At 69.7% G+C, this 26,629-nt stretch carries 28 protein-coding genes; 11 read left to right on the top strand and 17 right to left on the bottom strand.

Annotated features, from left to right (window positions below; all coding sequences use genetic code 11):
• Positions 1 to 13: 13 nt before the first annotated feature.
• Both AB0J90_RS03270 and AB0J90_RS03265 read right to left on the bottom strand, forming a co-directional pair.
• Positions 14 to 466: an NUDIX domain-containing protein gene (locus AB0J90_RS03270; RefSeq protein WP_363591661.1), complete on the bottom strand. Its 453-nt coding sequence runs from the start codon at positions 464 to 466 to the stop codon at positions 14 to 16.
• Positions 467 to 505: 39 nt separating this feature from the next.
• Entirely contained in the window at positions 506 to 901 is a 396-nt protein-coding gene (locus AB0J90_RS03265) for a hypothetical protein (protein ID WP_363591659.1), read from the bottom strand.
• 573 nt (positions 902 to 1,474) lie between these two features.
• Between AB0J90_RS03265 and AB0J90_RS03260 the strand changes: the two genes are divergently transcribed.
• Positions 1,475 to 1,801, top strand: a complete 327-nt coding sequence (locus AB0J90_RS03260) for a hypothetical protein (RefSeq protein WP_363591657.1) — start codon at positions 1,475 to 1,477, stop codon at positions 1,799 to 1,801.
• A 413-nt stretch (positions 1,802 to 2,214) separates the two neighbouring features.
• On the opposite strand, the gene AB0J90_RS03255 is transcribed toward AB0J90_RS03260, so the two are convergent.
• From AB0J90_RS03255 to AB0J90_RS03245, 3 genes are all read right to left on the bottom strand, one after another.
• Entirely contained in the window at positions 2,215 to 2,406 is a 192-nt protein-coding gene (locus tag AB0J90_RS03255) for a DUF397 domain-containing protein (RefSeq protein WP_363591655.1), read from the bottom strand.
• A 226-nt stretch (positions 2,407 to 2,632) separates the two neighbouring features.
• A complete protein-coding gene (locus AB0J90_RS03250) occupies positions 2,633 to 2,824 on the bottom strand; it encodes a DUF397 domain-containing protein (RefSeq protein ID WP_363591653.1) in 192 nt (63 codons plus the stop codon).
• Positions 2,815 to 3,624: a helix-turn-helix transcriptional regulator gene (locus AB0J90_RS03245; RefSeq protein ID WP_363591651.1), complete on the bottom strand. Its 810-nt coding sequence runs from the start codon at positions 3,622 to 3,624 to the stop codon at positions 2,815 to 2,817. Before AB0J90_RS03245 ends, AB0J90_RS03250 begins: the two co-directional genes overlap by 10 nt.
• A gap of 244 nt (positions 3,625 to 3,868) precedes the next feature.
• Between AB0J90_RS03245 and AB0J90_RS03240 the strand changes: the two genes are divergently transcribed.
• The 3 genes from AB0J90_RS03240 (at position 3,869) to AB0J90_RS03230 (ending at position 4,986) form a co-directional block, all read left to right on the top strand.
• The gene (locus AB0J90_RS03240) at positions 3,869 to 4,141 is read left to right on the top strand and encodes a hypothetical protein (RefSeq protein WP_363591649.1); all 273 of its coding nucleotides are present in this window, start codon (positions 3,869 to 3,871) and stop codon (positions 4,139 to 4,141) included.
• Positions 4,138 to 4,359, top strand: coding sequence for a hypothetical protein (locus AB0J90_RS03235; protein ID WP_363591647.1), 222 nt, complete (start codon positions 4,138 to 4,140; stop codon positions 4,357 to 4,359). The genes AB0J90_RS03240 and AB0J90_RS03235 overlap by 4 nt, the downstream gene beginning before the upstream one ends.
• A 279-nt stretch (positions 4,360 to 4,638) precedes the next feature.
• Positions 4,639 to 4,986: a helix-turn-helix domain-containing protein gene (locus AB0J90_RS03230; RefSeq protein WP_326556347.1), complete on the top strand. Its 348-nt coding sequence runs from the start codon at positions 4,639 to 4,641 to the stop codon at positions 4,984 to 4,986.
• 11 nt (positions 4,987 to 4,997) lie between these two features.
• Here AB0J90_RS03230 and AB0J90_RS03225 read toward each other — a convergent pair whose 3' ends face one another.
• Positions 4,998 to 5,930, bottom strand: coding sequence for an ABC transporter ATP-binding protein (locus tag AB0J90_RS03225; RefSeq protein WP_363591645.1), 933 nt, complete (start codon positions 5,928 to 5,930; stop codon positions 4,998 to 5,000).
• A 332-nt stretch (positions 5,931 to 6,262) separates the two neighbouring features.
• On the opposite strand from AB0J90_RS03225, the gene AB0J90_RS03220 reads away from it, so the two are divergent.
• A complete protein-coding gene (locus AB0J90_RS03220; RefSeq protein WP_363591643.1) occupies positions 6,263 to 7,312 on the top strand; it encodes a sugar phosphate isomerase/epimerase in 1,050 nt (349 codons plus the stop codon).
• A 126-nt stretch (positions 7,313 to 7,438) separates the two neighbouring features.
• On the opposite strand, the gene AB0J90_RS03215 is transcribed toward AB0J90_RS03220, so the two are convergent.
• Positions 7,439 to 7,981 (bottom strand): hypothetical protein, encoded by a 543-nt coding sequence (locus AB0J90_RS03215; protein ID WP_363591641.1) that lies wholly within the window; start codon positions 7,979 to 7,981, stop codon positions 7,439 to 7,441.
• Complete coding sequence (gene dnaG, locus AB0J90_RS03210; RefSeq protein WP_363591639.1) at positions 7,982 to 9,859, bottom strand: DNA primase; 1,878 nt, start codon at positions 9,857 to 9,859, stop codon at positions 7,982 to 7,984. It lies immediately after the preceding gene.
• 154 nt (positions 9,860 to 10,013) lie between these two features.
• Here dnaG and AB0J90_RS03205 point away from each other — a divergent pair, with 154 nt between their 5' ends.
• A complete protein-coding gene (locus AB0J90_RS03205; RefSeq protein ID WP_363591637.1) occupies positions 10,014 to 10,904 on the top strand; it encodes an NAD-dependent epimerase/dehydratase family protein in 891 nt (296 codons plus the stop codon).
• A 15-nt stretch (positions 10,905 to 10,919) separates the two neighbouring features.
• Positions 10,920 to 12,119: a low temperature requirement protein A gene (locus AB0J90_RS03200; protein WP_363591635.1), complete on the top strand. Its 1,200-nt coding sequence runs from the start codon at positions 10,920 to 10,922 to the stop codon at positions 12,117 to 12,119.
• A 31-nt stretch (positions 12,120 to 12,150) separates the two neighbouring features.
• Here the strand turns inward: AB0J90_RS03200 and AB0J90_RS03195 are convergent, their stop codons facing one another.
• The 4 genes from AB0J90_RS03195 to AB0J90_RS03180 all read right to left on the bottom strand — a co-directional run bounded on the left by AB0J90_RS03195 (position 12,151) and on the right by AB0J90_RS03180 (position 15,762).
• The gene (locus AB0J90_RS03195; protein WP_363591633.1) at positions 12,151 to 12,990 is read right to left on the bottom strand and encodes a siderophore-interacting protein; all 840 of its coding nucleotides are present in this window, start codon (positions 12,988 to 12,990) and stop codon (positions 12,151 to 12,153) included.
• A gap of 69 nt (positions 12,991 to 13,059) precedes the next feature.
• The gene (locus AB0J90_RS03190) at positions 13,060 to 14,088 is read right to left on the bottom strand and encodes an alpha/beta hydrolase-fold protein (RefSeq protein ID WP_363591631.1); all 1,029 of its coding nucleotides are present in this window, start codon (positions 14,086 to 14,088) and stop codon (positions 13,060 to 13,062) included.
• A gap of 61 nt (positions 14,089 to 14,149) precedes the next feature.
• Complete coding sequence (locus AB0J90_RS03185; protein WP_363591629.1) at positions 14,150 to 15,379, bottom strand: deoxyguanosinetriphosphate triphosphohydrolase; 1,230 nt, start codon at positions 15,377 to 15,379, stop codon at positions 14,150 to 14,152.
• Positions 15,380 to 15,399: 20 nt separating this feature from the next.
• The gene (locus AB0J90_RS03180; RefSeq protein ID WP_326556337.1) at positions 15,400 to 15,762 is read right to left on the bottom strand and encodes a VOC family protein; all 363 of its coding nucleotides are present in this window, start codon (positions 15,760 to 15,762) and stop codon (positions 15,400 to 15,402) included.
• 495 nt (positions 15,763 to 16,257) lie between these two features.
• Between AB0J90_RS03180 and AB0J90_RS03175 the strand changes: the two genes are divergently transcribed.
• Positions 16,258 to 16,761, top strand: a complete 504-nt coding sequence (locus AB0J90_RS03175; protein WP_363591627.1) for a roadblock/LC7 domain-containing protein — start codon at positions 16,258 to 16,260, stop codon at positions 16,759 to 16,761.
• A gap of 35 nt (positions 16,762 to 16,796) precedes the next feature.
• Here the strand turns inward: AB0J90_RS03175 and ppdK are convergent, their stop codons facing one another.
• A complete protein-coding gene (gene ppdK, locus AB0J90_RS03170) occupies positions 16,797 to 19,559 on the bottom strand; it encodes a pyruvate, phosphate dikinase (protein WP_363591625.1) in 2,763 nt (920 codons plus the stop codon).
• Between the two features lie 292 nt (positions 19,560 to 19,851).
• Between ppdK and AB0J90_RS03165 the strand changes: the two genes are divergently transcribed.
• Positions 19,852 to 21,444 carry a beta-N-acetylhexosaminidase gene (locus AB0J90_RS03165; protein WP_363591623.1) on the top strand — a complete coding sequence of 531 codons (1,593 nt, stop codon included), beginning with the start codon at positions 19,852 to 19,854 and terminating at the stop codon, positions 21,442 to 21,444.
• Between the two features lie 107 nt (positions 21,445 to 21,551).
• On the opposite strand, the gene dusB is transcribed toward AB0J90_RS03165, so the two are convergent.
• Entirely contained in the window at positions 21,552 to 22,703 is a 1,152-nt protein-coding gene (dusB, locus tag AB0J90_RS03160) for a tRNA dihydrouridine synthase DusB (protein WP_363591621.1), read from the bottom strand.
• Between the two features lie 74 nt (positions 22,704 to 22,777).
• Here dusB and AB0J90_RS03155 point away from each other — a divergent pair, with 74 nt between their 5' ends.
• Entirely contained in the window at positions 22,778 to 23,557 is a 780-nt protein-coding gene (locus AB0J90_RS03155) for a hypothetical protein (RefSeq protein WP_363591619.1), read from the top strand.
• 63 nt (positions 23,558 to 23,620) lie between these two features.
• On the opposite strand, the gene AB0J90_RS03150 is transcribed toward AB0J90_RS03155, so the two are convergent.
• The 3 genes from AB0J90_RS03150 to AB0J90_RS03140 all read right to left on the bottom strand — a co-directional run bounded on the left by AB0J90_RS03150 (position 23,621) and on the right by AB0J90_RS03140 (position 26,297).
• On the bottom strand, positions 23,621 to 25,000 hold the full coding sequence (locus AB0J90_RS03150; RefSeq protein ID WP_363591617.1) for a glycine--tRNA ligase: 1,380 nt from the start codon (positions 24,998 to 25,000) through the stop codon (positions 23,621 to 23,623).
• A 241-nt stretch (positions 25,001 to 25,241) separates the two neighbouring features.
• Entirely contained in the window at positions 25,242 to 25,718 is a 477-nt protein-coding gene (locus AB0J90_RS03145; protein WP_363592171.1) for a hypothetical protein, read from the bottom strand.
• Positions 25,719 to 25,955: 237 nt separating this feature from the next.
• Positions 25,956 to 26,297 carry an antibiotic biosynthesis monooxygenase gene (locus AB0J90_RS03140; protein ID WP_363591615.1) on the bottom strand — a complete coding sequence of 114 codons (342 nt, stop codon included), beginning with the start codon at positions 26,295 to 26,297 and terminating at the stop codon, positions 25,956 to 25,958.
• 27 nt (positions 26,298 to 26,324) lie between these two features.
• On the opposite strand from AB0J90_RS03140, the gene AB0J90_RS03135 reads away from it, so the two are divergent.
• Positions 26,325 to 26,582 (top strand): DUF6703 family protein, encoded by a 258-nt coding sequence (locus tag AB0J90_RS03135; protein ID WP_363591613.1) that lies wholly within the window; start codon positions 26,325 to 26,327, stop codon positions 26,580 to 26,582.
• Positions 26,583 to 26,629 lie beyond the last annotated feature (47 nt).

Below are 26,629 nucleotides of genomic sequence, written 5' to 3'. Positions count from 1 at the left end.
GATATGGCTGGTGCTAGGGCATAGCCAGCAGGGCAGCGATCACGGATCGCAACTCCGGGGGCTCCAGCCGGTCCGGAAGTGAATCCAATTCGGCATCCGTGAACCAGCCGGTCGAATCGAGGTTGTGCTGTTCGTCCACGAGCAGTCCGGCGCGGGTCAGCGCGGGTCGCTCGTCGGGAAAGCGAGCTAGGAAGAACTGTTCGGGGCCGACGAACCGCTTGCCGTTCCACCGGACGTCCCGCTGTACCGGCACAGAGTGATCGAGGATTGCCGCCGGGTCGAGCCCGGTCTCCTCGAACAGTTCACGCCGGGCCGCCTCGTACGGCGTCTCGCCCGGTTCGATCCCACCGCCGGGCGGCTCCCAGAGCAACGCACCGTCGAACGGGTCCCGCCACCGCAGCAGCAGCACCCGTTCGACGGCATCGAGGCAGATCACCCGCGTCGCGGGCCGGTACGTCGCTTCCACGCCCCCCAGGCTAGTCGAGAAGCACCAACACGAACCGGATCAGCGATTGAGCGTGAGGTAGATCGCCAGGGTGAAGTTGGCGATCAGCATGACCGCGCCGAGGACGGCGAACAGCCGCTGCAATGCCGTCCACCGCTGGGTCTTTTCCTCGCGTACGTTGGTCGCCTTCTCCACCAGGGCGGCGGCGACCGTCACCGCGATCTTCTCCCGTTCTCCGGCGTCACGACGATCGGATGTCACGTCCGCGCTGAACTTGCTGACGTTCGAGCGCAGTTCGTCGGTGAGGTTCTGCAACGCCTGGGTCATCTCGTCGATCGAACCGTTTATCTTCTCGAAGTGGTCGTCATGACCCTGGAGTCGCTGCTCGATCCGCCCGGCATCCAGCCCACGGGTGTAGGCGTCATTCTCACCCGACGAACGCTGCGGCGAGGTCATGTCAAGACTCGTGCTCGTCGAGCCTGCCGTACGACGATCGTCATGTGCTCGCTCATGGTGATCCCTGTCTTCCGTTCCGTGTCGCGTCGGATGGGTCCGGAAGGGGGTGGCCCGCCACTACCCGCCGGAGCGGGTGTCGGGCGGGGCCAGAACGTGCCTGTGTCGATACTTCGGTGATCGACCGTGGAGGCACCCGGTGACCGGGTACGACACCTCTACATCTCCACAATCGCAGGTCAACGGGCATTTGCCCAGTCCGAAACCCGTCCTTTTCGGCCCGGCCCGCAAGACAGGCCCGCACCACCCTCCGAAGACTACGGAAAGTAGCACCCAACGATCATCAACCAATGTGGCACAGCTCTGACCTGGACTTATGTCCATCAAGGTGGTAGCCAGTGACCCCGCTCCGCCACCCGACGAGGTTGACGTCGACGTACTCCTATCGCGATCGCCCCGCCCCGATTGATCACGAACGGCGTCCGCACCTTCAAGGCCGGCATCGAGGAGCGATGAAATGTTATCCATTCGGAGTGTGCGACCTCGGCCAACTCTCGTCCGCCTCGGATCACTCTGATGGCGTCGCACGGGGAGGGGCCACGCGAAATCGTGATCGGGATGCAGTGGACCGCGGATATCGTCTACGAGTTGATGAAAGCGAACCATCAACGCTACGAGCAACGGTTCGCCGCACACGAAGAGAGCATGAAAGCGGCGCTCACGGCTCGCGACCAGTGGATTACGGTAGCCCTGGCGGCACACGAGAAGTTGGAGGCGGCAGCGCTGGCGGCACAGGACAAGGCCGTCCTGGCGGCAGCCCTGCGCCGGTCGAGGCAGTCGAGCGGGCCGAGCACGGCAACGTCGCGTATTTCACACGCCATGGCCAACGTTTCGCCGCAGTAGTTCCACCACGTCACATGGACTTGGACGAAAAGGTAGTCGCTGTCGTCGCTTCGGTAATCAGCATCTTGGCCAAGACAGACCCCGCAGGTGCTCGTCAGGCCGTGGTGAGCCTGCTTCACGAGGTTGACCCGACTCGGAGCGAGGGTCATCGGCGCGCACACGAAGACCTTGAAGATCTCCTTGACGACCTGGACAACAGCGGGTTGGCCGAGGAGCGGTTAGCTGAGCACCAAGCCGGGGAGCCGGCGGTGTCATGGGAGCAAGCAAAGCGGGAGCTTGACCTGTGACATGGAAGGTTGAGATCAACGCCGCCGCGCTGAAGCAACTCGTCAACCTCGACAAACCCGTTCGCCGACGACGTAGCCCGCGCTCCCTCCAGGGGCAGCGCGGGCGCCGGTCGTAGCGTCATGGGGTTACGGGCGGCGGGCGACGTCCGCGACAAACGCGCGCCAGGCCGCCGGACCGAAGGCCAAGGTGCCACCGTCACGGTCCTTGGTGTCCCGCACGAACACCCTGCCCGTCAGGTTGTCCGCCACCTCGACACAGTTGCCGCCCTGGGCGCCGCTTCGGGTGGACTTACGCCAGCGGGTGCCGGTCAGATCCATGGCTCAACTATCTCCTTGATCAGGTCTAGCGACTGTCGGCTTGGCAAAGCGTCGATACACACTCTCCCACCTGACCAGCACGGTTTCCACGCTCTTGATCCGTCCGACCTCGAACCCAACGAGGCTGGTCCTCCGGGCGGCCCAGGCCGGCACAGTTGACCCCGAGAAACGACAGCGCCCGCTCTGCATCCGAGAACGCAGTGCGGGCGCCGGTGCGGCTGAAGGGTTACGGGCGGCGGGCGACGTCCGCGACAAACGCGCGCCAGGCCGCCGGTCCGAAGGCCAGGGTGCCACCGTCACGGTCCTTGGTGTCCCGCACGAACACCCTGCCCGGCAGGTTGTCCGCCACCTCGACACAGTTGCCGCCGCTGGCGTTGCTCCGGGTGGACTTACGCCAGCGGGTGCCGGTCAGATCCATGGCTCAACTATCTCCTTGATCAGGTCTAGCGACTGCTGCCGTGGGAGGGCGTCGTTACGCACACTCTCCCACCTCGACAGCAGGGTTTCCACGTCCTCGGTGCGGTCCGCCACATCCCCACCGAGCTGACTATCCAGATATCCGACCCATCCGCCGTCTGCCGAACGGGCGAGGATGAGCGGGCCGCCCAGCCCGATGTGCAGGCCAACGGTGGCGGGCATGACGTGCACGCTGATGTTCGGGCGTTCGGCGCAGGCGATCAGGTGCATGAGCTGCTCGGCCATAATCTTCTCGAACCCGCCCCCGAAGCGTTGTAGGGCCGACTGGTCGACCACGACGGTGAGCTGGGGTGGGTGCTCCTGGTCCAGGATGGCCTGCCGTTCGATCCGAGCGGCCACCAACTTGTCCACCTCCTCCTCGCTGAGGCGGACATCCCCCCGGATGACCGCGCGGGCGTAGTCCGGCGTTTGGAGCAGTCCGGGGATCAGATTCGCTTCGAAGCACCGCAGTTGGAGGGCGCTGCGTTCGGCATCCAGCCAGGGGCGGAACCAGGTGGGTTCGCCGTCGCGTTTGGCCAGTTCCAGCATGGCGACGAACAGGCCCTCGGTCTGGAGGATCTCGTCGGCTCGGGCCAGGTAGGTCTCGTCCAGGGGGCGGTGACCGACCTCCACCGAGGACACCAGCGAGGCCGAATAATGGGCTCGCTTACCGAAGTCCTCCTGACTCATCCCGGCGGCGATACGCATTCGCCGTAACTGTGCCCGAATCAGGTCCGCCGTGGGTACGGGTTTGGTCGCCACACTTCCTCCATAGTTTTGTGATCATCACTGTTGATCCACATACGAGATAAGCCAGGATCTACGCTTCCGCCAGGTGCGCCCCAAGGACCTTCCCATAAATAAATGGTTGCGGGCAAGGTGTCTTCAGCGGAACCGTTCGGATTCGGTCGGCAAAGGACCGGGCGGGACTGCGGGGCCGCCCCGGCTTCCCCACCCGCCCGCCCGGGGCGGCCCCTTCCATTCCCGACGGCGAATAGGAGACGTTATGAGTCGGCGCGGCCGGATCCGGCACGCGATGCGGCTGCACCTGCCCATGCGCCCCTCGTGGCGGTGTCGCCGCTGCGCAGGCAGGTGGCCCTGTCCACCAGCGAAGCTCGGCCTGCTCGCCGACTTCGGGCGCAACCGGATCGCCCTGTGCCACTACCTCTCCGGCCAGTACGTCCGCGCCCTCGACGACCTGGCCGAGTTCAGCCCGAACGCCCCCCGCGAGGACCTCTACACCCGGTTCATGGGCTGGCCGATGACGCTGGGCCGATGACGGATTCGGGTGGTTCGCGGCTGGTGAAGGTGACGGTGAACCTGAATCCGACGGCAGCCGACGCGCTTACCGGGCTCGCCGCCGGGCAGCGGTTGAGTCGTACCGATGCGTTGAACCGGGCGTTGCGGGTCGCGTACCTGATGCACGACCTGGCGCCCGACGGCCATTTCCGGATCGTCAAACCGGACGGAGTCCCGGTCGACGTCTACCTCGTCTAGACCGCATGACTCGAAAAACCTCTACATCAAATTCGATGTACGCCCCGACGGGGCTACCGCTTCCATTCCCGACACGCCCGAACACGAAAGCAGGAATGTGGCGGAAGAAGGGAGTTGCCGGAATTGCGGAGCACCGTGACCAATGATGATCCACGCGCACTGAGCTGTCGAAAGCCCCGCCCGGAGAACAGCTCAGCGCGCGTGGATCATCCCGACACCACAAGCGGCAGGGTGGACGGGGTGGAGGCGGGGCGGGGCGGGCCGCGTAACCTGCGGGCTGTGACCAGTACCAGTAGTCGTAGTTATGGAGATCCGTCCGGTGTCGCCCGGAGTCTCGACGTCGTGGGTGAACGCTGGGGACTGCTGGTGGTACGCGACCTGCTGCCCGGCCCGAAGGAGTTCCCCGCGCTGCTCGCCGGCCTGCCCGGGATCAGCCCGAACGTGCTGAGCAAGCGCCTGCGCGAGTTGGTCGAGTTCGAGGTGGTCCGCTTCCGCGACCTGGGCGCCCCCGACCGCGTACGCATCTACGAGCTGACCGACTGGGGACGCGAGCTGGAGCCGGCGCTGCGCGCCCTCGAACAGTGGGGGCAGCGAGCCCCGATGCCGCCGACCACCGAACGCTGGTGAGCCGCGCGCCCTCAGTCGATGAGGGTGCGGCCGGTCAGGTGCAGGAAGACGTCTTCGAGGCTGCTGCGGCGGACCAGGGAGCTGGACGGGAGCAGCGCGCGGTTGTGCACCTCGGTCAGGGCGGCGTCGCCGTTGTCGACGTAGAGCAGGATGCGGTCGGGTAGGACCTCGGTGCGCTCGGCGATGCCGGAGAGCTTGCCGGCGAACTCCTCCTGCGACTGGGTCGGGAAACGCAGCTCCACCACCTCGCGGGTCGAGTAGCGCTCGATCAGGTCGCGGGGCGAGCCCTCGGCGACGATCTTGCCGCCGTCCATCACCACCAGGCGGTCGCAGAGCTGCTCGGCCTCGTCCATGTAGTGGGTGGTGAGCACCAGCGTGACGCCCTGCTGCTTGAGCCGGAACAGCCGCTCCCAGACCAGGTGCCGGGCCTGCGGGTCGAGCCCGGTGGTCGGCTCGTCGAGCAGCACGATCTCGGGCTCGTTGACCAGTGCGCGGGCGATGGTGAGCCGGCGCTTCATGCCGCCGGAGAGCGGCTCGACCTTGCTGTTGGCCCGCTCGGTCAACTGCACGAAGTCGAGCAGCTCGGCGGAGCGCTCGCGGGCCACCTTGCGCGGGATGCCGAAATAACGGGCGTACGTGGTCAGGTTTTCCCGCACGGTCAGCTCGGGGTCGAGGTTGTCCGTCTGGGGGCAGACGCCGAGCCGGGCCCGAATCGCGGGGCCGTCGCGTCTCGGGTCCATGCCGAGGATGCGCAACTCGCCGTCGGTGGGCGGGGAGACGCAGCCGACCATGCGCATGGTCGAACTCTTGCCGGCGCCGTTGGGGCCGAGGAAGCCGAACGCCTCCCCGGGACGCACCTCGACGTCGATTCCATCGACGGCGGTGAAGTTGCCGAACCGCTTGACCAGTCCGCGAGCTTGAATGAGAGGTTGTTCCGTGGCCACGGCGACGACCCTAGCCCGGACGTACGACACCTCCCACCGAGTTTCCGGCAGGTTACGGTTTTCGTTTTCATAAGCGCAACTTTGTCACCTGCGGGAAGAGAGTTTCCCGTCAGATGACTCTTTCTTTTTGACCTTGATCGCGGGTACGGTCCGCAACAGGAGATCGACCCGTCCGGAATCCCGACCCTGTTGGCGCAGGGTCTCCCCCGGCTCTGTTGGCGCAGAGCCCTCGGCTCTGGTGGCACAGGGCCCCGGGTCGGCTCCGCACTTCGGCGAATCGGCGCACGCCAGCACCACACCTGCCCACCGAGAGCTGAAAGGGAAGCCAACACATGGCCTCACCAGACACCACCAACCCCGCCTGGAGCCGTCGCGGGTTCCTCGGGCTGTCCGCCTGCGCCGCGGCCAGCGCGATCACCGTCGCCGGCCCGTTCAGCGGGATGGCCCAGGCCGCCGACGGCGGCGCCGTACGCGACAGCCAGGGTCACCGGCTGCCCGTCGGCAAGATCGGCATCCAGCTCTACTCGATCCGCAGCGACCCGGCTCCGTTCGCCGACAAACTGCCGAAGCTCGCCCAGCTCGGCTTCAAGGAGATCGAGTTCGCCGGCTACGGGACCAACCCGACCGACGCCGACATCCTGGCGATCCGCAAGCTGCTCGACGACAACGGCCTCAAGGCCGTCGGCTCCCACGTCGGCTTCGGCTCGTTCCAGACCGACCTGACCCGGCAGCTCGACATCGCGCAGATGCTCGGCATGAAGTTCGTCGGCACCGCGAACGCGCCGACCGGCAGCCGGTACAAGTCCGACTGGCGGGCCGCGGCCGACGCGTACAACGCCGTCGGTGGGGCCGCCAAGGCCCGCGGGCTGAAGTTCTACCAGCACAACCACGACGGGGAGTACAACTTCCTGCTCGACACCGGCCCGCTGGACGCCAACGGCAAGCCGACCCGCTCCACCGGTCAGCGCGGCCTGGAGTACTTCTTCGGGCTCACCGACCCCGAGCTGGTCTACTTCGAAATGGACATCTACTGGGCGTACCAGGCCCAGGTGCGGTTCAAGACCTACGTGGACGAGTTCGGCGCCACTCGGCGCAAGAACCTCGACCCGATCAAGACGATCGCCAAGCAGCAGGAGCGCTTCCCGCTGTTCCACGTCAAGGACGGCGTACTCAACGCCGAGGGCACCAGCCTCTCGATGACCGAGTTCGGCGTACCGGGCGGGTACGTGCCGTTCGAGGACTTCTTCAAGAGCCTGAAGTCGCTCGACGAGCACCACTACATCTGGGAGCAGGACAACGCCGGCTCGACCCCGGTCGAGCAGGGCGGCGTCTGGGGCGCCACCGAGCGCAGCGTCAACGCCATCAAGGCAACGCGCTTCTGAGTCACATCAGAGCGACCCGCTGCTGAGTAACAGAGCCACCACCGCAGGATCCGTCGGCCGGGGAGTCCCTTCCCCGGCCGGCGGGCCGCTCGGACAGGTCGCCGGCAACAGCTCCCGCGTGCTCGGTCAGTCCGGCAGGGCGCCCGGGTCACCGGTGTCACGGGCCGCCGCCACCAGCGCGCCGGTCTGCTCCACCACGGCCTCGTCGTCGGTCGGCGTACCGGGGTCGTAGCGGACCGTCCACCGCAGGCCGTCGACCCCGCTGACCCGCCGGGCCACCACCCGTACCGCACCGCCCGCGGGCAGCTTGTAGTGCGCGGTGTACGAGACAGAGCTGGTCACCCGCGCGCGTACCTGGTGCGGCACGTCGCCCGGCTCCAACAGCAGGTACGTCTCCACCGGCAGGTCCGCCACCACCAGGTAACCGCCGTCCCGCTCCGCCACCACCTCAGCCGGGGTGATCGCGAGTTCGCGGCCGGACCAGACCGCCTTGTTGATGTCGTGCCAGCCCAGCCGGTGCGCCCGACCGGGCAGCCAGAGCCCGCGGTTGCTGACCACCACCACGCCGTCGCCGTTGGCCGTGTCCGCCCAGGAGAGCATCCGCTCGTCCCGCTCCAGCGGTGGCCGCCTGTCCGCCGCCAGCTTCGGCTTCCGGTTGAACAGTCCCACTCAGAAACCTCCCGCAGCCTGCTCGCGCAACGCCCGCGCGTGCTGCTCCAACGAGAGCAGCTCACCGAAGAGCGCGAAGTACTCGTCCTTGTTGGCCACCGGATTGATCCGCTGCACCTTCGACTTCAGGTCCCGGATCCGGGTGGTGACCGCACCCCACTCCAACCGGGCCAGGGTGATCGACACGTAACGCGGGTCCGGGTCACCGTCGATCCGCAGCGGCTCCACCGCCAACTCGCCGACCAGGGCGCGACCGCCGAGATCGGTGCAGGCGTCGCGTACGCGTTCGATCCAGACCGCGCCGCTGGCCGCGCTCGCCGCGCCGCCGGCCTCGGTGATCGCCTCGCGGACACCGTGGTGCATCGGGTGCAGGTAGACCTCCGGGCCGAGCGCGTCGAACATCGGCCCGGCCAGCACCGGCTCCTGTAGCGCCAGCTTCAGCGCCTCCCGCTCCACCATCACCTGCGGGTTGTCCACTGCCGGTGGGGCGGGCGCGGCGGGCCGGGGCGGGGCGGTCGACGTACCGCCGGGGGTTGGCTTGGTGGGCGCGGACGCCGCGTTCAGCACGGCCCGCTGCACCGGCTCGATCTCCATGCCGAGGTCACCGGCGAGCTTGCGGACGTATTCCGGCCGCTTCTCCCGGTCCTTGAGCTTGGCGACCAGCGGCGCGGCCTGGCGCATCGCCTCCACCCGGCCGTCGACGGTGTCCAGGTCGAACCGGTTGAGCACGTGCCGCAGCGCGAAGTCGACCAGCGGCTCCCGGCGGGCGATCAGGTCACGCACGGCCATGTCGCCCTTTGCCAGGCGCAGGTCGCACGGGTCCATGCTGTCGGGGCTGACCGCGATGAAGGTACGCCCGACGAACCGCTGGTCGTCCTCGAACGCCCGCAGCGCCGCCTTCTGCCCGGCGGCATCCCCGTCGAAGGTGAAGATGATTTCGCCGGCCACCGCGTCGGTGTCCAGCAGCAGTCGCCGCAGTACGCCGATGTGGTCCGCGCCGAAGGCCGTCCCGCAGGTCGCCACCGCCGTCGGTACGCCCGCCAGGTGACAGGCCATCACGTCGGTGTAACCCTCGACGATCACCGCCCGGCCCTGCTTGGCGATCTCCCGCTTGGCCTGGTCGATGCCGTAGAGCACGTGCGACTTCTTGTAGATCGGCGTCTCGGGCGTGTTCAGGTACTTCGGGCCGTCGTCGTCGTCGAACAGCTTGCGCGCGCCGAAGCCGATCACGTCCCCGGTCAACTCCCGGATCGGCCAGAGCAGCCGGCGCCGGAAACGGTCGATCAGCGAACCGGACCGGGCCTCCCGGGCCAGCCCGGCGGTGATCAGCTCCTGCGGGCTGAAACCCCGCTGCCGCAGGTGTTTGGTGAGCAGGTCCCAGCCGTCGGGGGCGAAGCCGCAGCCATAGCGTTCGGCGGCCGCCCGGTCGAAACCGCGCTGGGCCAGGAACTCACGCGCCGGACGGGCCCCGGCGGCACCGAGCTGACCGGCGTAGAACTCGACCGCGGCGGCGTGCGCGGCGACCAGCCGCTGCTTCTGGCCCTGCTGCTGGCGTACGGGCGCCGGCCCGGCCTCCAGGTAGCGCAACTGGATGCCGGCCCGGCCAGCGAGCCGCTCGACCGACTCCAGGAACGACAGGTGCTCGGCGTCCATCAGGAACTTGATCGCGTCGCCACCGGCACCGCAGCCGTGGCAGAAGTAGACGTTCCGCGCGGGTGAGACGGTGAACGAGGGTGTCTTCTCGTCGTGGAACGGGCAGAGGCCCTTGAGGTTGCCGCCGCCAGCCGACTTCAGGGTGACCGTTTCGGAGATCACGTCGGCGATCGAGGTGCGCTCACGGACCAGCGTGATGTCCTCGTCCCTGATCCGCCCCGCCATGCGCCACCCCCTCCGGGCTACATCCTGCCCTGCCGCACCGATCCGACCCCCTCCGGGTGGCACCGCCGACGCTCGCCGGCCACCAGCTCCGGCCGGAGGGCCGAATCATTCGGACCGCCTATAACGGGATCAATGCCATGGCATCGTCATCATCATGCGCATTCTGCTCACCGGCGCGACCGGATACATCGGTTCCGCCGTACTGCCCGGTCTGCTGCTCGACGGTCACGAGGTCACCGCGATCGCCCGCAGCGACGACGCGGTCGCCACCATCACCGCCACCGGAGCGACCGCGCTGAGCGGCGACGTCACCGACAGCGACCTGCTCAGCCAGGCCGCGCGCGAGGCCGACGGTGTGATCCACGTCGTCACACCGGGCGGGCAGATCACCGACGCGCTGGACAACGCCGTGGTGACCGGGGTCCTGGCCGGGATCGAGGGCAGCGGAAAGCCGTACATCCACAGCTCCGGCATCTGGGTGCACGGCAACACCCACGGGGTGGCCGACGAGAACACGCCCCTCGACCCGCCGAAACTCACCGCCTGGCGACCGAAGATCATCGAACGGATGCGGGCCGCCAAGGGCATCCGCAACATCATCATCTCCCCCGCCGTCGTCTACGGCCACGGCTCCGGGCTGGTACGGATGATCGTCGACGGGCCGCAGACCTCGGATCCCGAACCGGCCCTGCTCTTCCCCGGCACCGGCGACCAGCACTGGACCAGCATCTACATCGACGACGTGGCCACCTTCTACTCCGCCGCCCTGATGCGGGCCCCCGCCGGGTCGTACTACATCGTGGCCAGCGGTCAGAACCCGACCATGCGCGAGATCGCCACCGCCGCCAGCCGCTCCCGAGGGCTCGGCGGCCGGATCGCCCCCGAACCACCGGAGGACAGCCGCCGCCGGCTCGGCCCGATCGCCGAGGCGTTCTCCCTGGACCAGCAGGCCAGCGGCGCCAAGGCCCGCGAACTCGGTTGGAAGCCGATCGGCCCGTCCCTGCTCGACGAGATCGAAACCGGCTCGTACGCCCGCCGGATCTGACCGGGCGCAGACGCGGTGAGCTGGTGGAACCTCGGAAACGTACGCCGCCGCGGCATCGGGTGGCTGCGGCTCGGGCTGCACGAGTCCGAACTTCCGCTCGACCAGGACGAACGGCACGCCACCTGGTTGGAACTCTTCTTCGACCTGGTCTTCGTGCTCGCCCTGGCCACCGTGCAGAACCGGCTGGACGTGCCGACCCCGCACCTCGGCGACCTCGCCGCCACCCTCGGCCTGTTCTCGGTGGTCTGGCTGGCCTGGATCGGTCAGGCCTTCTACGACACCCGGTTCGATCCCGACGACATCCTGCACCGGCTCGCCGTACTCGTCGGCATGGTCGGCGCCGGGGCGATGGCGGTCGGCGCCGCCAGCGCCCCGCACACCCTGCTGCTACCGATCGGCTACATCGTCGTACGGATCATGCTGATCGTGCTCTACCTGCGCGTACGCAACAGCAGCCCGGCCAGCCACCTGCTCACCACGGTGTACCTGATCGGCTTCGGTGCCGGCGTACTGGTCTGGATCGTCTCGCTGGGCGTACCCGAGCGCATCCGGCCGCTGCTGTGGGCGATCGCGCTCACGATCGAGTTCCTCACCCCGTGGCTGGGCCGGTCCCGGGTGACCCGGATCCCGGTGGACACCTCACACCTGCCCGAGCGGATCGGCCAGTTCACCATCATCCTGCTCGGCACCACCCTCACCGACCTGCGGGACGCCATCGCCCCCCGCCCCGAGGTCGACGTGGTCGTGGCCGCCGGGGTCGCGCTGGTGATCCCGGCGGCGGTGTGGTGGGTCTACACCACCTTCGTCACCACCGGGCTGGCCCTGCCCCGGCTGAGCGCGGGACTCGCCTACTCGTACGTGCACTCGTTCCTCGGCGCCGCGCTGCTGCTGCTCGGCTGGGCACTCGGGGAGGTCGTCGGGCAGGTCAGCGTGCACGCGGACGCACTGCCGAACCGGCTGCGCCTGCTGCTCGCGGTGGCGCTGATCACCTGGATGCTCTGCGGCCTCGGCCTGCAGTGGGTGTCGCTGGGCTACATACCGCGCCGCCGGGCGTTGATCGGGGTGTGCGGCATCGCCCCGATCATCCTCATCACGATCCTGGTGACCGACCCGTTCACGCTGCTCTGCCTGCTCGCCGTCGTGCTGGTCGGCTACGCCATCGTGGTCAGCCGGCACATCGTGCACCTCGGCAACGCCCGCGCCACCACCACGTGACCCGTCAGCCGGCCTGATCGGGCACCACGGGTCAGGCGAGTTCCAGGGCTTCCTGCTCCTCGATCCGGCGGTTCCACTCGGGCTTGACCGCACGCCAGCCCTCGTCGTCGGCGCCGAGCCGCCAGTAGCCGGAAATGGAAAGCCGGTCCCGGCTCAGGCCACGCTCCACCCTGAGCAGGTGCCGCAGTTCCTTGACGAAGGCGGCCTCGCCGTGCACGAACGCGTGCGGCGTACCCGGGGGAAGTTCCGCCTCCCGGACGGCGGCGACCAGGGCCTCGCCGACGGTGCCGGCGCCCCGGTGCAGCCAGACGACCTCGGCGTGCGCCTCGGTGCTCAGCTTCTGCTCCTCCTCGGGGCCGGCGACCTCGAGGAAGACCCGGACGGTGGCGTCCATCGGCAGCCGCTCCAGGGTGGCGGCGATGGCCGGCAGGGCGCTCTCGTCGCCGACGAGCAGGTGCCAGTCGGCCTCCGGATCCGGCGCGTAGCCGCCGCCGGGTCCGACGAACATCACGGGGTCGCCGGGGCGGGCCCGGACCGCCCACGGACCGGCCAGCCCCTCGTCGCCGTGGTAGACGAAGTCGATGGTCAGCTCCAGCGCTACCGGATCGAAGGCCCGGACGGTGTACGCGCGCAGCCTCGGCCACTGCTCGGCCGGCAGGTCGCGGCGGACCGATTCCAGGTCGAACGGCACCGGATAGTCGACGTCCGGTCGGGGGAAGAGCAGCTTCACGTAGTGGTCGGTGCAGCCGCCGATGTCGAGTCCGGCCAGCTCCGGACCACCGAGCACGACCCGGATCATGTGCGGCGTGAGCTGCTCGGTGCGGCTCACGGTAGCGTTGGTGACCTGGGCACGCGCTTTACGGTCCGTCATGAGGTTAGGTTAGCCTCACTTCCTGGTCCGTGCCGGACGGGTATCCGATCGAGGCGCAAATCACGCCGCTCAGCGGGCCAGCCGGTGCGCGAGCCAGGACAGGGCCAGCGGATAGCGGTAGTCGATGCCGCCGTGACCCGCATCGAAGAGTTCGAACCGTACCCGCTCGTCGGGCAGCCCGACCCGGCCGAGTTCGGCCCGGAACGCCTCCGCGCCGAGATCGAGGAACCACTCGTCGCGGGTGCCGGCGTCGAGCCACACCGCGCGCAGCGAACCGACCGCGTCCCGGTAGCGCTCGACCATCCGGACCGGATCCCAGTCCAGCCAGCGCTGCCACACCTCCGGCCGCAACACCCCCGTACGCGGGTCGAACGGCAGTTCCGGCGTACCGTCCGGGCCGGCGGAGAAACACGCCGTGCAGCCGAGCAGCATCAGCAGGTTCTGGTCGCCCGGTTTGGTGAACGACGGCCGCGACCGGAAGTCCTCCCACCAGCGGAAGATGTCCTGGTCGTAGTCGCGCAGATAGCGCACCGCGTGGCCGAACTCGGGCACGTAACACAGCTCGTAGAGGGTGTCACCGGCGTGGCTGGCGAGCGCACCGAACAGGTCCGGCCGGAGCATCGGCGTGATCATCGCCCCGAAGCCGCCGGACGACTTGCCCGAGATGGCCCGCGACTCCCGGTCGTCGATGGTCCGGTACCGCGCGTCCACCCACGGCACCACCTCGTCACACAGGTACGAGTGGTACGCCCCGGTGCCGGGCGAGTCGACGAACTGCGAACCGCCGTACGCGGTCCAGGCGTCGACGTACACCACTATGCAGCCGGGTGCCTCACCGGAGGCGAACACCTGGTCCGCGGTCTCCACGAACGGCTGCCGGTACGGCATCCGGTTCGCCCACATCGACACGTGCCCGGTGTAGCCCTGGATCACGTACACGCTGGGGTAACGCACCTGCGGGTCGTCGTCGTAGCCCGGCGGCACGTACACCCAGATCGGCCGCTCGTGCGGGTCACCGAGCGGGTTACCGCGCAGCAGTTCGGAGGAGATGACGTCGCGGTCGAGCCGGCCGGCCAGCTCGTGGTCCCAGGGCAGCATGCCCCCGAGTGAACCACGCCGCAGCGGTCCGGATCACCCCGCCACGGACGCGGTCGGTCGGTCAGCCGGCGGCGAGGCGGTGGTGCCAGGCGATCGCCGCCGGGTCGGTCAGCGAGGCGACCTGGTCGATCACCACCCGCAGCCGGGCCGCGTCGGTGCCGGCGGCCCGCCACAGTGGTGCGAAGACCGGATCGAGCGCGTCCGGCGCGCGCAGGGTCAGCGCGTGCACCAGTTCGGTGATCACCTCGCGTTGGCGGGCGTACCAGCGGTCGGCTCCGGGGCGGCGCATCACGTACCGCAGTGCCATGCCCTTGAGCAGCGCGCACTGGGCCCTGACCGGACGGGGCACCACCAGGTCGGCGGCGTAGCGGCGCAACGGGCCGGGGCCGTACGCGGCTCGGGTGGCCTCGACCGCGGTGGAGACGAACCGACCGGTCAGCGCGCTGGTCGTCTGCTTCAGCGCGACCTGGGCCCGGTGGCTGCCGTCGTAACCGGCCAGCGGCGCCAGCACCGGGTCGGCGAGCAGTTCGACCAGCACCACGGAAAGGTCGTCGGCGGACTCGCCGGAGTAGTTGGCGGCCACGTCGGCGCAGAGCGCGGCCCGCTCCTGCACGTCGGCGAGCAGGTCCGGCAGCCGCAGGTAGCCCCGGTAGACGCCGTCCTCCACGTCGTGCACCGAGTAGGCCACGTCGTCGGCCCAGTCCATCACCTGCGCCTCCAGGCAGACCGCCCGCTCCGGTGCGCCCCGGCGCAGCCAGGCGAAAACCTCGGCGTCGTCGGCGTACACGCCGAACTTGCGCTGACCGGGCCGGCGCGGCCAGGGATACTTGCCGGCCGCGTCGAGCGAGGCGCGGGTCAGGTTGAGGCCCGCGGAGGCGCCGTCGGGCCGCAGCACCTTGGCCTCCAACCTGGACAGTACGCGCAGCGTCTGCGCGTTGCCCTCGAAGCCGCCGCAGGACTGGGAGAGGCTGTCGAGCACCGCCTCGCCGTGGTGACCGAACGGCGGGTGCCCGAGGTCGTGCGCCAGCCCGGCGACGTCGACCACATCCGGGTCGGCGCCGAGCCGCTCGCCCATCTCCCGGCCGATCTGCGCCACCTCCAGCGAGTGGGTCAGCCGGGTACGCAGGAAGTCGTCGGTGCCCGCGGTGTGCACCTGGGTCTTGGCCGCCAACCGGCGGAAGGCGGCCGAGTGCAGCACCCGGGCCCGGTCGCGCTGGTACGGCCCGCGCCCCTGGCCGGTTCCCTTGGGTGGCTCGGCGACCAGGCGCTCGGCGTCGCCGTCGTGGTTCACCCGTTCACCCTGTCACCCGTTCACGGTGCGGTCGACGGCGCCTGCAACACGCAGAACTCGTTCCCCTCCGGGTCGGCCAGCACGGTCCACCGGTCGGTCCGCCGCTGCCCGACGTCGACGTGCCGGGCGCCCATGTTGACCAGGCGTTCCACCTCGGCCTCCCGGTCGGTCGGGCGCAGGTCGATGTGCAGCCGGTTCTTCGTCGACTTGCCCTCGGGTACGGGCACGAAGATGAGGCCGGGCAGTTCGTCGGCGGATCGCCGGATTTCCACCTCGTCGGGCTTCTCGTAGGTGATCCGGTAGCCGAGTGCCTCGGCCCACCAGCGCGCGAGGCGTGCCGGGTCCTGGGCGTCGACCACCAGGTTCTCCCAGAGACTGCCCATGGCAGAGACCTCCGTTGTGATCAGGCGACGAAACTTGAGTGACGCCCAGGTTACGCCCGCCCGTACGGGTCGGCGCACCGCCGAGCGGACGGCACCGAACGCAGCCATTTGGTGATCCCCCGCAACCACCGATCAGGCCAGAGTTGCTGTCCAATTGCCGACCGTCACGGGATGACACCGGCCAATGGCCAGGTGTAGCGTGCCGTAAACAGAAGGTCACCAGCCGGCGGCGATACCGGCCGGGCCCAGTGCGGCCGACCGGCCCACTGTCCCACCCGCGACCATCCGCGTTGCCGGCCGGCGTCGACCCGACAGGGCACGCCCAGGTGCTGCCCGCCCGCGCCACCGCTCACCCGTGCCACTGCCCAGCCGCGCCACCGCTCCGCTCACCCGCGCCACCGCTCACCCGTGCCACTGCCCAGCCGCGCCACCGACATCGCCCGGACATGCCGGCCGTCCGGAGCCCTCAGCAGGACAGTTAAAGGAGACTTTCCCGTGGATGCTGACGCCGCCATCCGGGCCGAGCTGTACCGGCTGCGCCGCCGGCTACCCGATCTCTCCGGCGCGGTGCTCGGCGGAGTGGACGGCCTCATGGTCGCCTGCGACCTGACCGCCGGTGACCCGCACCACCTCGCCGCGCTCTCCGCCGCGACGCTCGGCATCGGTCACCGCTTCGCCCAGTCGGCCGGTCACGGCGCCCTGCACGAGTCGGTCGTACGCAGCGCCGGTGGCTGCGTCATCACCTACCCGGCCGGCGCGTACGGGCTGCTGACGCTGGTGACCTATCCGGACAGCAACGTGGAACGGATCCACCCCGAGGCGCGGGCGACCGCGCAGCGGCTCGGCACGATGGTCGACTCGCTGCGGCACGCGGCGGCGATGGCCAACGGACCCAGCCCCGACCCGACCGCCCCGCTCGCCGTACGCACTCCGATGGCGACGCTGCCGGCCGACCTCTGGGCCGAGACGGGCGGCCTGCGCCCACCGGGGCTGCACTGACGCGTACGCCCGCACAGTCCCCGGTGGACGGTGGCTCAGCGGCTGTCCGAACCGGTGGTCTCGATCGCGGCGCGACCCGCCTCCAGCCGGGCGACCGGCACCCGGAACGGCGAGCAGGAGACGTAGTCCAGCCCGACCTCGTGGAAGAAGTGCACCGACTCCGGGTCGCCGCCGTGCTCACCGCAGACCCCGATCTTGAGTCCGGGCCGGGCGGCCCGACCCTCCTCCGTCGCGATCCGGACCAGCCGGCCCACCCCGTCCCGGTCGATCGACTCGAACGGGGAGATGCCGAAGATGCCCAACTCCAGGTAACGCCAGAAGAAGGCGCCCTCCACGTCGTCGCGGGAGAATCCCCAGCCCATCTGGGTCAGGTCGTTGGTGCCGAAGGAGAAGAACTCGGCCGCCTCGGCGATCTGCCCGGCGGTCAGCGCCGCCCGGGGCACCTCGATCATGGTGCCCACCAGCACCTTCACCCCGCTGTCCCCGACCACCTCGGTGATGATCTTCTCGGCCTCCGCGCGTACGGTCTCCAACTCCTGCACCGCGCCGACCAGCGGGACCATGATCTCCGGCTCGGCCACCAGTCCCTCGCGGGCGCAGGCGACCGCCGCCTCCACGATCGCCCGTACCTGCATCGCGAACAGGCCGGGGATGACCAGGCCGAGGCGGACACCGCGCAGCCCGAGCATCGGGTTCTGCTCGTGCATCCGGCGTACCGCCGACAGCAGCGCCTCCTGCTTGGCCACGTCCTGACCGCGTTCCTGGGCGACCGCCACGTTCACCGCCAACTCCTCCAGCGGCGGCAGGAACTCGTGCAACGGCGGGTCGATCAGGCGTACGGTCACCGGCTGGCCGTCCATCTCGCGGAAGATCTCCACGAAGTCGGCCCGTTGCAGCGGCAGCAGTGCAGCCAGCGCCTCCTGCCGTTCGGTCTCGGTCCGGGCCAGGATCAGCCGTTCGACCAGCTCCCGCCGGTCGCCGAGGAACATGTGCTCGGTCCGGCACAGGCCGATCCCCTCGGCACCGAAGCGCCGCGCCCGGGCCGCGTCCTCGCCGGTGTCGGCGTTCGTGCGTACCCGCAGCACCCGCCGCTGGTCGGCGTGCGTCATGATCCGGTGTACGGCCTGCACCAGCGGATCGTCCGACTCCGCCGGCTCCAGGCTGCCCTCGAAGTAGCGCACCACCTCGGACGGCGACACCGGCACCTCGCCCAGGTAGACCCGGCCGGTGGTGCCGTCGATGGAGACGACGTCACCCTCCTTCACCACCTGCCCGTGCGCGGTGAACTGCTTCGCGCGTACGTTCACGTCCAGTGCGTCGGCGCCGCAGACGCAGGTCTTGCCCATCCCCCGGGCGACCACGGCGGCGTGACTGGTCTTGCCGCCGCGCGAGGTGAGGATGCCCTGGGCGGCGATCATGCCGGGCAGGTCGTCCGGGCTGGTCTCCCGGCGGACCAGGATGACCGACTCCCCCTCGCCGGCCAGTTCCACCGCGCGGGCGGCGTCGAAGACCACCTTGCCCACCGCCGCACCCGGTGACGCCCCGATCCCGTCGGCCAGCGGGGCGATGTCGTGCTCCAGCCGGAACCTCGGGAACATGAGCTGGGCGAGCTGCGCGCCGTTGACCCGGTGCAGCGCCTCGTCCAGGTCAATCAGCCCCTCGTCGACGAGCTGCCCGGCGATCACGAACGCCGCCGCCGCGGTCCGCTTGCCGACCCGGGTCTGGAGCATCCACAGCTTGCCGCGCTCGATGGTGAACTCGATGTCGCACAGGTCGCGGTAGTGCTCCTCCAGCCGGGCCATGATGCCGAGCAGTTCCCCGTACGAGCGGGGGTCGAGCTTTTCGAGTTGTTGCAGCGGGACGGTGCTGCGGATGCCGGCGACCACGTCCTCGCCCTGGGCGTTGGCCAGGTAGTCGCCGTAGATGCCCTGGGCGCCGCTGGCCGGGTCGCGGGTGAACGCGACCCCGGTGCCGGAGTCCGGCCCGAGGTTGCCGAAGACCATCGCGACCACGTTGACCGCGGTGCCGAGGTCGGCCGGGATCCGCTCCTGCCGGCGGTAGAGCACCGCCCGGTCGGCGTTCCACGAGCCGAAGACGGCGAAGATGGCCAGGTCGAGCTGTTCGCGCGGGGTCTGCGGGAAGTCCCGCCCGGTGTGCTTACGGAAGATCGTCTTGTACGTGTCGACCAGCGCCCGCAGGTCGGCCGCGTCGAGATCGAGGTCGTTCGTGGTGTCCTTGGCCCGCTTCGCCTCGTCCAGTGCGTGCTCGAACTCCTCGCCCGGCACCTCGCAGACGGTCTTGCCGAACATCTGGATCAGGCGCCGGTACGAGTCCCAGGCGAACCGCTCGTTGCCGCCGGACTGGGCGGCGAGCCCGGCCACGCTGTCGTCGTTGAGCCCGACGTTGAGGACGGTCTCCATCATGCCCGGCATGGAGAACTTCGCCCCGGAGCGGACCGAGACCAGCAGCGGGTCGCCCGGGTCGCCGAGCCGCTTGCCCATTGCCCGCTCCAGTGCGGTCAGGTGCGCGGTGATCTGCTCGGCGAGTTCGTCGGGGGCGGTTCCGGTGGCCAGGTACGCCTGGCAGGCCTCGGTGGTGATGGTGAAGCCGGGTGGCACCGGCAGGCCGAGGTTGGTCATCTCGGCCAGGTTGGCGCCCTTGCCGCCGAGCAGATCCTTGAGATCCATGTTGCCCTCGGCGAAGTTGTAGACGAACTTGCGCGTTTCGCTCGGCGCGCTGTCTCTCGGCGCGCTGTCCCTCGGCGCGCTGTCCCTCGCTGCGGTTTCGCTCGATGCCACCAGAAGCCTCCCACGTACGACGCTGAACGAAGGTTTAGTTGGTCTGTTACCCCGGCGGCGGAAGTCCGTACCGGGGAGAACCAATGGCCATTGGTCCGCGAAGGTTAAGCCAGCCTAAGGCGACCCGTCAGCATTGGGTGACAATAGGCACAGGCGTCGTCCCTGTCCGTGTTCGCACCAGTTTATGGGAGCGTTTCCACGCGCACGAGCAAGCATTTGAGCAGCGCTAACCTTGGTGGTCACACCCGTACGGCATCCACCCCCGCTCTGGCCGCGAGGAAGCTGACTGACGATGAGCAGTGCACCCCTGGAGCAGTCCCGCACGCACCCGCCCGTACCCCGGCCCCGCACCGGCTCCCCCGCGGCCGATGGCGTCGGGAGCCGGTTGACCGAGGTGGTCCCCGCTCCGGTGAGCACGCGACCCAACCCCGGCGTGCGTTACCTGCTCACCGCCGACACCGCGATCCGGACCAGCGACGACCCGGCCGCGCTCGCCGTCGGCGAACAGCTCGCCGACCTGCTCCGCCCGGCCACCGGCCACCCGCTACCGGTCACCCCGCTCACCGCCGCCGAAACTCCCCCGGCCGACACCGTCACCCTGCTGCTCGACGCGACCGCCGTCGCGGCCGAGGAGCCGGAGGGCGGCTACCGGCTCGACGTGACCACCGAACACGTCGTCGTACGGGCAGCCACCGCCGACGGCCTCTTCTACGGCGTGCAGACCCTGCGGCAGCTACTGCCGGTGGCGATCGAGAGCGCGACCGTCCAACCCGGCCCATGGGAGGTGCCCGGCGGACAGATCCTCGACGCACCCCGGTTCGCCTACCGGGGCGCGATGCTCGACGTCTCCCGGCACTTCTTCGAGGTGCCCGACGTGCTCCGCCTCGTCGACCAACTCGCCCGCTACAAGCTCAACCACCTGCACCTGCACCTCACCGACGACCAGGGCTGGCGGATCGCCATCGACTCCTGGCCCCGGCTGGCCGAGATCGGCGGCGCCACCGAGGTCGACGGCGGGACCGGCGGCTACTACACCCAGGCCGACTACCAGACCATCGTCGAGTACGCCGCCGCCCGCCGGATCACCGTCGTACCCGAGATCGACCTGCCCGGCCACACCAACGCCGCACTCAGCGCGTACGGGGAACTCGCGCCGGACGGGGTCGCCCCGGCGCCGTACACGGGCACCGAGGTCGGGTTCAGCTCGGTTGCCGTGACGAGCGAACGGACGTACGACTTCGTCGACGACGTACTCGGCGAGTTGGCCGCCCTCACCCCCGGCCCGTACCTGCACGTCGGAGGCGACGAGGCGTTCAAGCTCGACGCGACCGCCTACAGCACCGTGATGAACCGGGTGCAGCGGATCGTCGTCGCCAAGAACAAGACCGTGGTCGGCTGGCACCAGCTCGCACCGGCCGAGCACGTACCGGGCCGGGTGCTGCAGTACTGGGGCACCACCACCAGCGACCAGAACGTGGCGGCCGCCGTACGGCAGGGCGCGCGGGTGATCATGTCGCCGGGCAACCGCACCTACCTGGACATGAAGTACACCGACGCGACCACGCTGGGGCAGGACTGGGCCGGCCTGATCGACGTGCGGACCGCGTACGACTGGGATCCGGGGACGTACCTCGACGGGGTGCCGGCGGAGTCCGTACTCGGCGTCGAAGCACCACTGTGGACGGAGACGATCCGTACGGTCGCCGACATCGAGTTCATGACGTACCCCCGACTGGTGGCAATCGCCGAACTGGCCTGGTCACCGACAGCCGCACGGGACTGGACCTCCTTCCGACTCCGCCTGGCCGCCCACTCCCCCCGCTGGACCCGAGCCAACATCAACTTCCACCCCTCCCCCGAAATCCCCTGGCCCCCCACGGAGTAACGCGTCGATCTTGCACTTGTGGTTGTTCACAAACCCGACCTAGCACCCCAAACCCAGGCACCACAACTGCAAGATCGTCGGGGTGGGGGGGTGGGGGGGGAGGGGGGTTAGCCGCCGGAGTGGGATAGTTCGGCGTCGGCGGGGACTTGGTCGCTGTCGCGGTCGGTTAGCCAGCCGTCGGGGAGGTGGACTTTGCCGGGGGAGTTGGTGCGGCCACGGGGCTGGCCCAGGGTGCCGACCGGGAACGGCTCGGCCGGGTCGAGCTTGCCCAGCAGGTCGTCCAGTTCGGCCAGGCTGTTGATCATCGCCATCGCCCGGCGCAGCTCGCCGCCGACCGGGAAACCCTTGAGATACCAGGCCACGTGCTTGCGGAAGTCGGTGCAGCCGTCCCGCTCGCTGCCCAACCACTCGGCCAGCAACTCCGCGTGCCGGCGCATCGTGCCGGCCACCTGACCGAGATCGGGCAGCCGCCGCTCGGACCGCCCCTCGAACGCCGCCGCCAGGTCGGCGAAAAGCCACGGCCGCCCCAGGCAGCCCCGGCCGACCACCACCCCGTCCGCCCCGGTCTCGGCCACCATCCGGAGCGCGTCGTCCGCCTCCCAGATGTCGCCGTTACCCAGCACCGGTACGTCCAGCGCCTGCTTCAGGGTGGCGATCGCGTCCCAGTCCGCGCTGCCCGAGTAGCGCTGTTCGGCCGTACGCGCGTGCAGCGCCACCGCCGCCACCCCGGCCTCCTGCGCGGCAAGACCGGCCTCGACGTACGTCAGGTGGTTGTCGTCTATGCCCTTGCGCATCTTCACCGTGACCGGCACCCCGGCCGGTGCCGCCGCCTGCACCGCGGCCCGGACCAACCGGGCGAAGAGCCGGCGCCGCCACGGCAACGCCGCGCCGCCGCCCTTGCGGGTGACCTTCGGCACCGGGCAGCCGAAGTTGAGGTCGATGTGGTCGGCCAGGTCCTCCTCGACCACCATCCGCACCGCCGCCGCGGTGGTCTCCGGGTCCACGCCGTAGAGCTGGAGGCTGCGCGGGCGCTCGTCACCACCGAACGCGATCATGCGCATGGTGCGCGGGTTCCGCTCCACCAACGCCCGGGTGGTGACCATTTCGCAGACGTAGAGCCCGCCGCCCTGTTCCCGACAAAGCTGACGGAAGGCAACATTGGTGATGCCGGCCATCGGCGCGAGCACCACCGGTGGCCACACCTGGTGCCCGCCGAGGGCCAGCGAACCCGGCACGGCCGGGGCGGCGGTCGACGTCATCCTCCGAGCATCCCACCTCACTGCGCACGATCGGTAAGGACCCCCGCTCGCCGATGCAATCTATATTTACGCCCGTGCTCACCTTCGCCGCACTCGTGCTCGGCTTGGGGTTCTGTCTGCTGATCGTCAGCGGGATCGCGATCCTGCTCCGCTGGGGTGAGGCCCGCCAGCGGCGGATCCTGGAACGGACCCCGCTGGTGCCGTGCGCCCACTGGCGTCCCGGCCGGCAGCGGATGGCCGCCACCGGCATGATCACCGCCGGGCCGGCGGGGCTGGTGGTCGCCCCGGTCACCGGCACCACCTGCGCCTGGTACGCCGTCGAACTGGTCCGCGACCCCTCCCGCCGGTACGACGACAGCGTGACGAGCGTCGACCACCTGTGGGCGCAGGAGGCACCGGGGCCACCCGCGCTCCAGGACCCCACCGGACGCCTGCTCGTCGACCCCCGACTGCTGCGCCGACCGTCGACCGACGGGGACCCGCCGATCACCACCACCACGGTCCGCCGCTACCGCCGCGACGACGAGCACCTGGTACCGGCGTTCATTCCCCGGGAGACGTTCACCGGCACCAGGAAGCACGAGACCCTGGTGCTGACCGAGCTGATCGTGCCCGCCGGGCAGCTCGTCCACGCGGTCGGCAGCGCGCGGTCGGACGGCGTCTACACCGTGCTGACCGCGTCCCGGCGTGGGCCGGTGACCGTCCTCACCACCGACAGCGCCGAGCAGGTGCACCACCGCCGGATCACGGCGATGGCCGACTCCCGGATGGTGGCCCGGTCGTTCAGCCTCATCGGCGTGGCCGTGATCGCGGTGGCGAGCCTGCTCATGTGGCTGAGCTGGCCCGACGGCTGACCGGCCCGGCAGCCGAGCTGGCCCGACGGCTGACCGCCGCGAAGCCCGAGCTGGGCCGGCGGGTCAGCAGCCGGGGAGGCGCTCGATCAGGTAGTTCTCCACCTGGTCGAGGGAGACGCGTTCCTGGAGCATGGTGTCCCGGTTCCGTACGGTGACCGCGTTGTCGTTCAGGGTGTCGAAGTCGACCGTGACGCAGAACGGCGTGCCGATCTCGTCCTGCCGGCGGTACCGCCGACCGATCGCCTGCGAGTCGTCGAACTCGACCACCCAGCGCTTGCGCAGCGCCGTACTCAGGTCGCGGGCCTTCGGGGACAGTTCCGGGTTACGCGACAGCGGCAGCACGGCGACCTTCACCGGGGACAGCCGGGGGTCGAACCGCAGCACGGTCCGCTTGTCCACGCCACCCTTGGTGTTCGGCGCCTCGTCCTCGTCGTACGCCTCCAGCAGGAACGCCAGCACCGCGCGGGTCAGGCCGGCGGCCGGCTCGATCACGTACGGCATCCAGCGCTCGCCCTTCTCCTGGTCGAAGTAGGAGAGGTCGACACCGGAGTGCTTGCTGTGCGTGGTGAGATCGAAGTCGGTCCGGTTGGCGATGCCCTCCAGCTCGGAGAACTCGGTGCCGCCGAACATGAACCTGTACTCGATGTCCACGGTGCGCTTCGAGTAGTGCGAGAGCTTCTCCTTCGGGTGCTCGAACATCCGCAGGTTCGACTCGCTCAGCCCGAGGTCGATGTACCAGTTCCAGCGCTCGCGCAGCCAGTATTCGTGCCACTGCTCGTCCGAGCCCGGCTCGACGAAGAATTCCATCTCCATCTGCTCGAACTCACGCGTACGGAAGATGAAGTTGCCCGGCGTGATCTCGTTGCGGAACGACTTGCCGACCTGGGCGATGCCGAACGGCGGCTTCTTGCGCGCCGAGGTCATCACGTTGGCGAAGTTGACGAAGATCCCCTGCGCCGTCTCCGGCCGCAGGTAGTGCAGGCCCTCGTCGCTCTCCACCGGGCCGAGGTAGGTCTTCATCAGCCCGTTGAACATCCGCGGCTCGGTGAAGGTGCCCTTGTTGCCGCAGTTCGCGCAGTTCAGCTCGGCCAGCGAGGTCGGCGGGCGGCCGTTGCGGGCCTCGAACGCCTCTTCCAGGTGGTCCGCCCGGTACCGCTTGTGGCAGGACTGGCACTCGGTCAGCGGGTCGACGAACGCCTCCAGGTGCCCGGAGGCGGCCCAGACGTCCCGGGCCAGGATGACGGCCGAGTCGAGACCGACCACGTCGTCGCGCTGCTGCACCATGTTGCGCCACCACTGGCGGCGGACGTTCTCCTTCAGCTCGACGCCGAGGGGGCCGTAGTCCCAGGCCGACCGGGTGCCTCCGTAGATCTCGCTGGAGGGGAAGACGAAGCCTCGACGCTTGGCGAGACTGACCACGGCATCGATACGGTCGGCTGGCATTGGTTCTCCTCCTACGCCGACTGGCGGTCGGCGGGGACCTGTTCAGGGACGGGACGGACAGCGCGGAACCCGGCAGACCTCACCGAGGGTCCAAGCCCAGCAGGTTACTCCGCCGCTCGGCACCATCGCCTACTCCCCCACCGGCCCCGCCGGCTCCCGTCGGCTCCCCGTCGGCCGGTGCCGAGGCTCCCCGTCGGCTGATGCCGGAGATCCCCTGTCGGCTGATGCCGGAGATCCCCCGTCAGCTGATGCCGCAGATCTCCAGGGCGCCGGTACGGCCGTCCTGCGCCAACCGCACCCGCAGGTCGTCGCGCCCACCACCGGCGTACGTGACCCCGACCGGCACGATCAGGTCGTTGACCGCCGTCACGTCGCCGACCTGGAACGAGTCGATCTCCGGCTCCTCGGAGACCCGTTCCTCGAACTCCCGCGGCGACTCCCGGCGCTGGGCGGCGTCGCAGAGGAAGTCGTACGCCTCGTTGTACTCCTCGTTGCTGACCGCCTCGAAGTAGTCACCGGCGACCGCGCGGGCCTGCTCGTTGACCGCCTCGGTGCCGGCGACGGTCAGGCCGACCACCGCCGCGACCCCGCCGCCGCAGCAGAGCAGGACGGCCAGGCCGGCGACCCCGAGCCCGAGCCACATCCGCATGGTCCGGCCCTCGGTCGGCGGGGCAGCGAACGGGGGTGTCACACCCGGCCCCGGCGGCGGTACGGGCACACCGTAGGACCCCGGCCCGGGTGTCACCGGGTACGCGGGCGGCGCACCCTCCGATCCTGGCGTCACCGGGTACGGCAGCGGCGGGCCGGCCGGCCCCGGAGTGCTCATGGACGCAAGGGTAGTGCCCTCGGCGCCACCGGCTCCGACCGCAACCTCGTCGCCCCCGGCCGCGATCCCATCGATACCGACCGCAACCTCGTCGCCCCCGGCCGCGAGCCCATCGATACCGACCTCAGCTCATCGGCTCGGGTCGGTGGCCCGGTCGCTGACGGCGACCTCTACCTGACCGCCGGGCTCGGCGGTGGCGAGGGCCTCGAACGCGGACGGCTCGTCCAGTGACTCGGCGAGCAGCGGGGTGGCGTAGATCTTGACGTCGAACGCGCCGAGCGCCCGCCGGTAGGTCCCGACCGACTCCCACTCGGTGACCAGCGACCACTGCCGGGGGTCCTCCAGCGCACGGACGAGTTGCCCGCGCTGGTAGCCGGGTCGGGCGGCCAATGCCGCCAGCGCGGCATGGGCCCGTTCCGTGAAGGACGCGGCGGCGTCCTCGTCGACCACGAACCGGTTCGTCACCAGCACCCGGTGCCTCCTCGTAGAGTCTGTGCCATGCAGCGTACGCAGAGCGTCTTGCTGGCCCGTCTCGCCCGGGCGAACCCGACCGCCGTGTTCCTCGCCACGGTCGCGGTGGTGCTGGTGGGACTCTTCGCACCGGGAATCGTCGGCGGGGCGGTGCTGCTGGCGCTCGCCGCCGGCCTGGTGGCCCTGCTGCGGATCACCTGGCCGGTGCAGCCGCCGGCCACCCGCACCATCCGCCTGCTGATGCTGACCCTGCTGGTGGCGGTCGCCCTGGTGAAGATCCTCTAGTTGCCTTCCTTACATGCACTCATGCGTTTTTGACAATCATTGTCGCC

The organism is Micromonospora sp. NPDC049523 (genome assembly GCF_040676775.1).
GTDB lineage: Bacteria > Actinomycetota > Actinomycetes > Mycobacteriales > Micromonosporaceae > Micromonospora_G.
The sequence above is the reverse complement of the archived record's forward strand: the minus strand, read 5'-3'. Positions and strand labels throughout refer to the sequence as shown.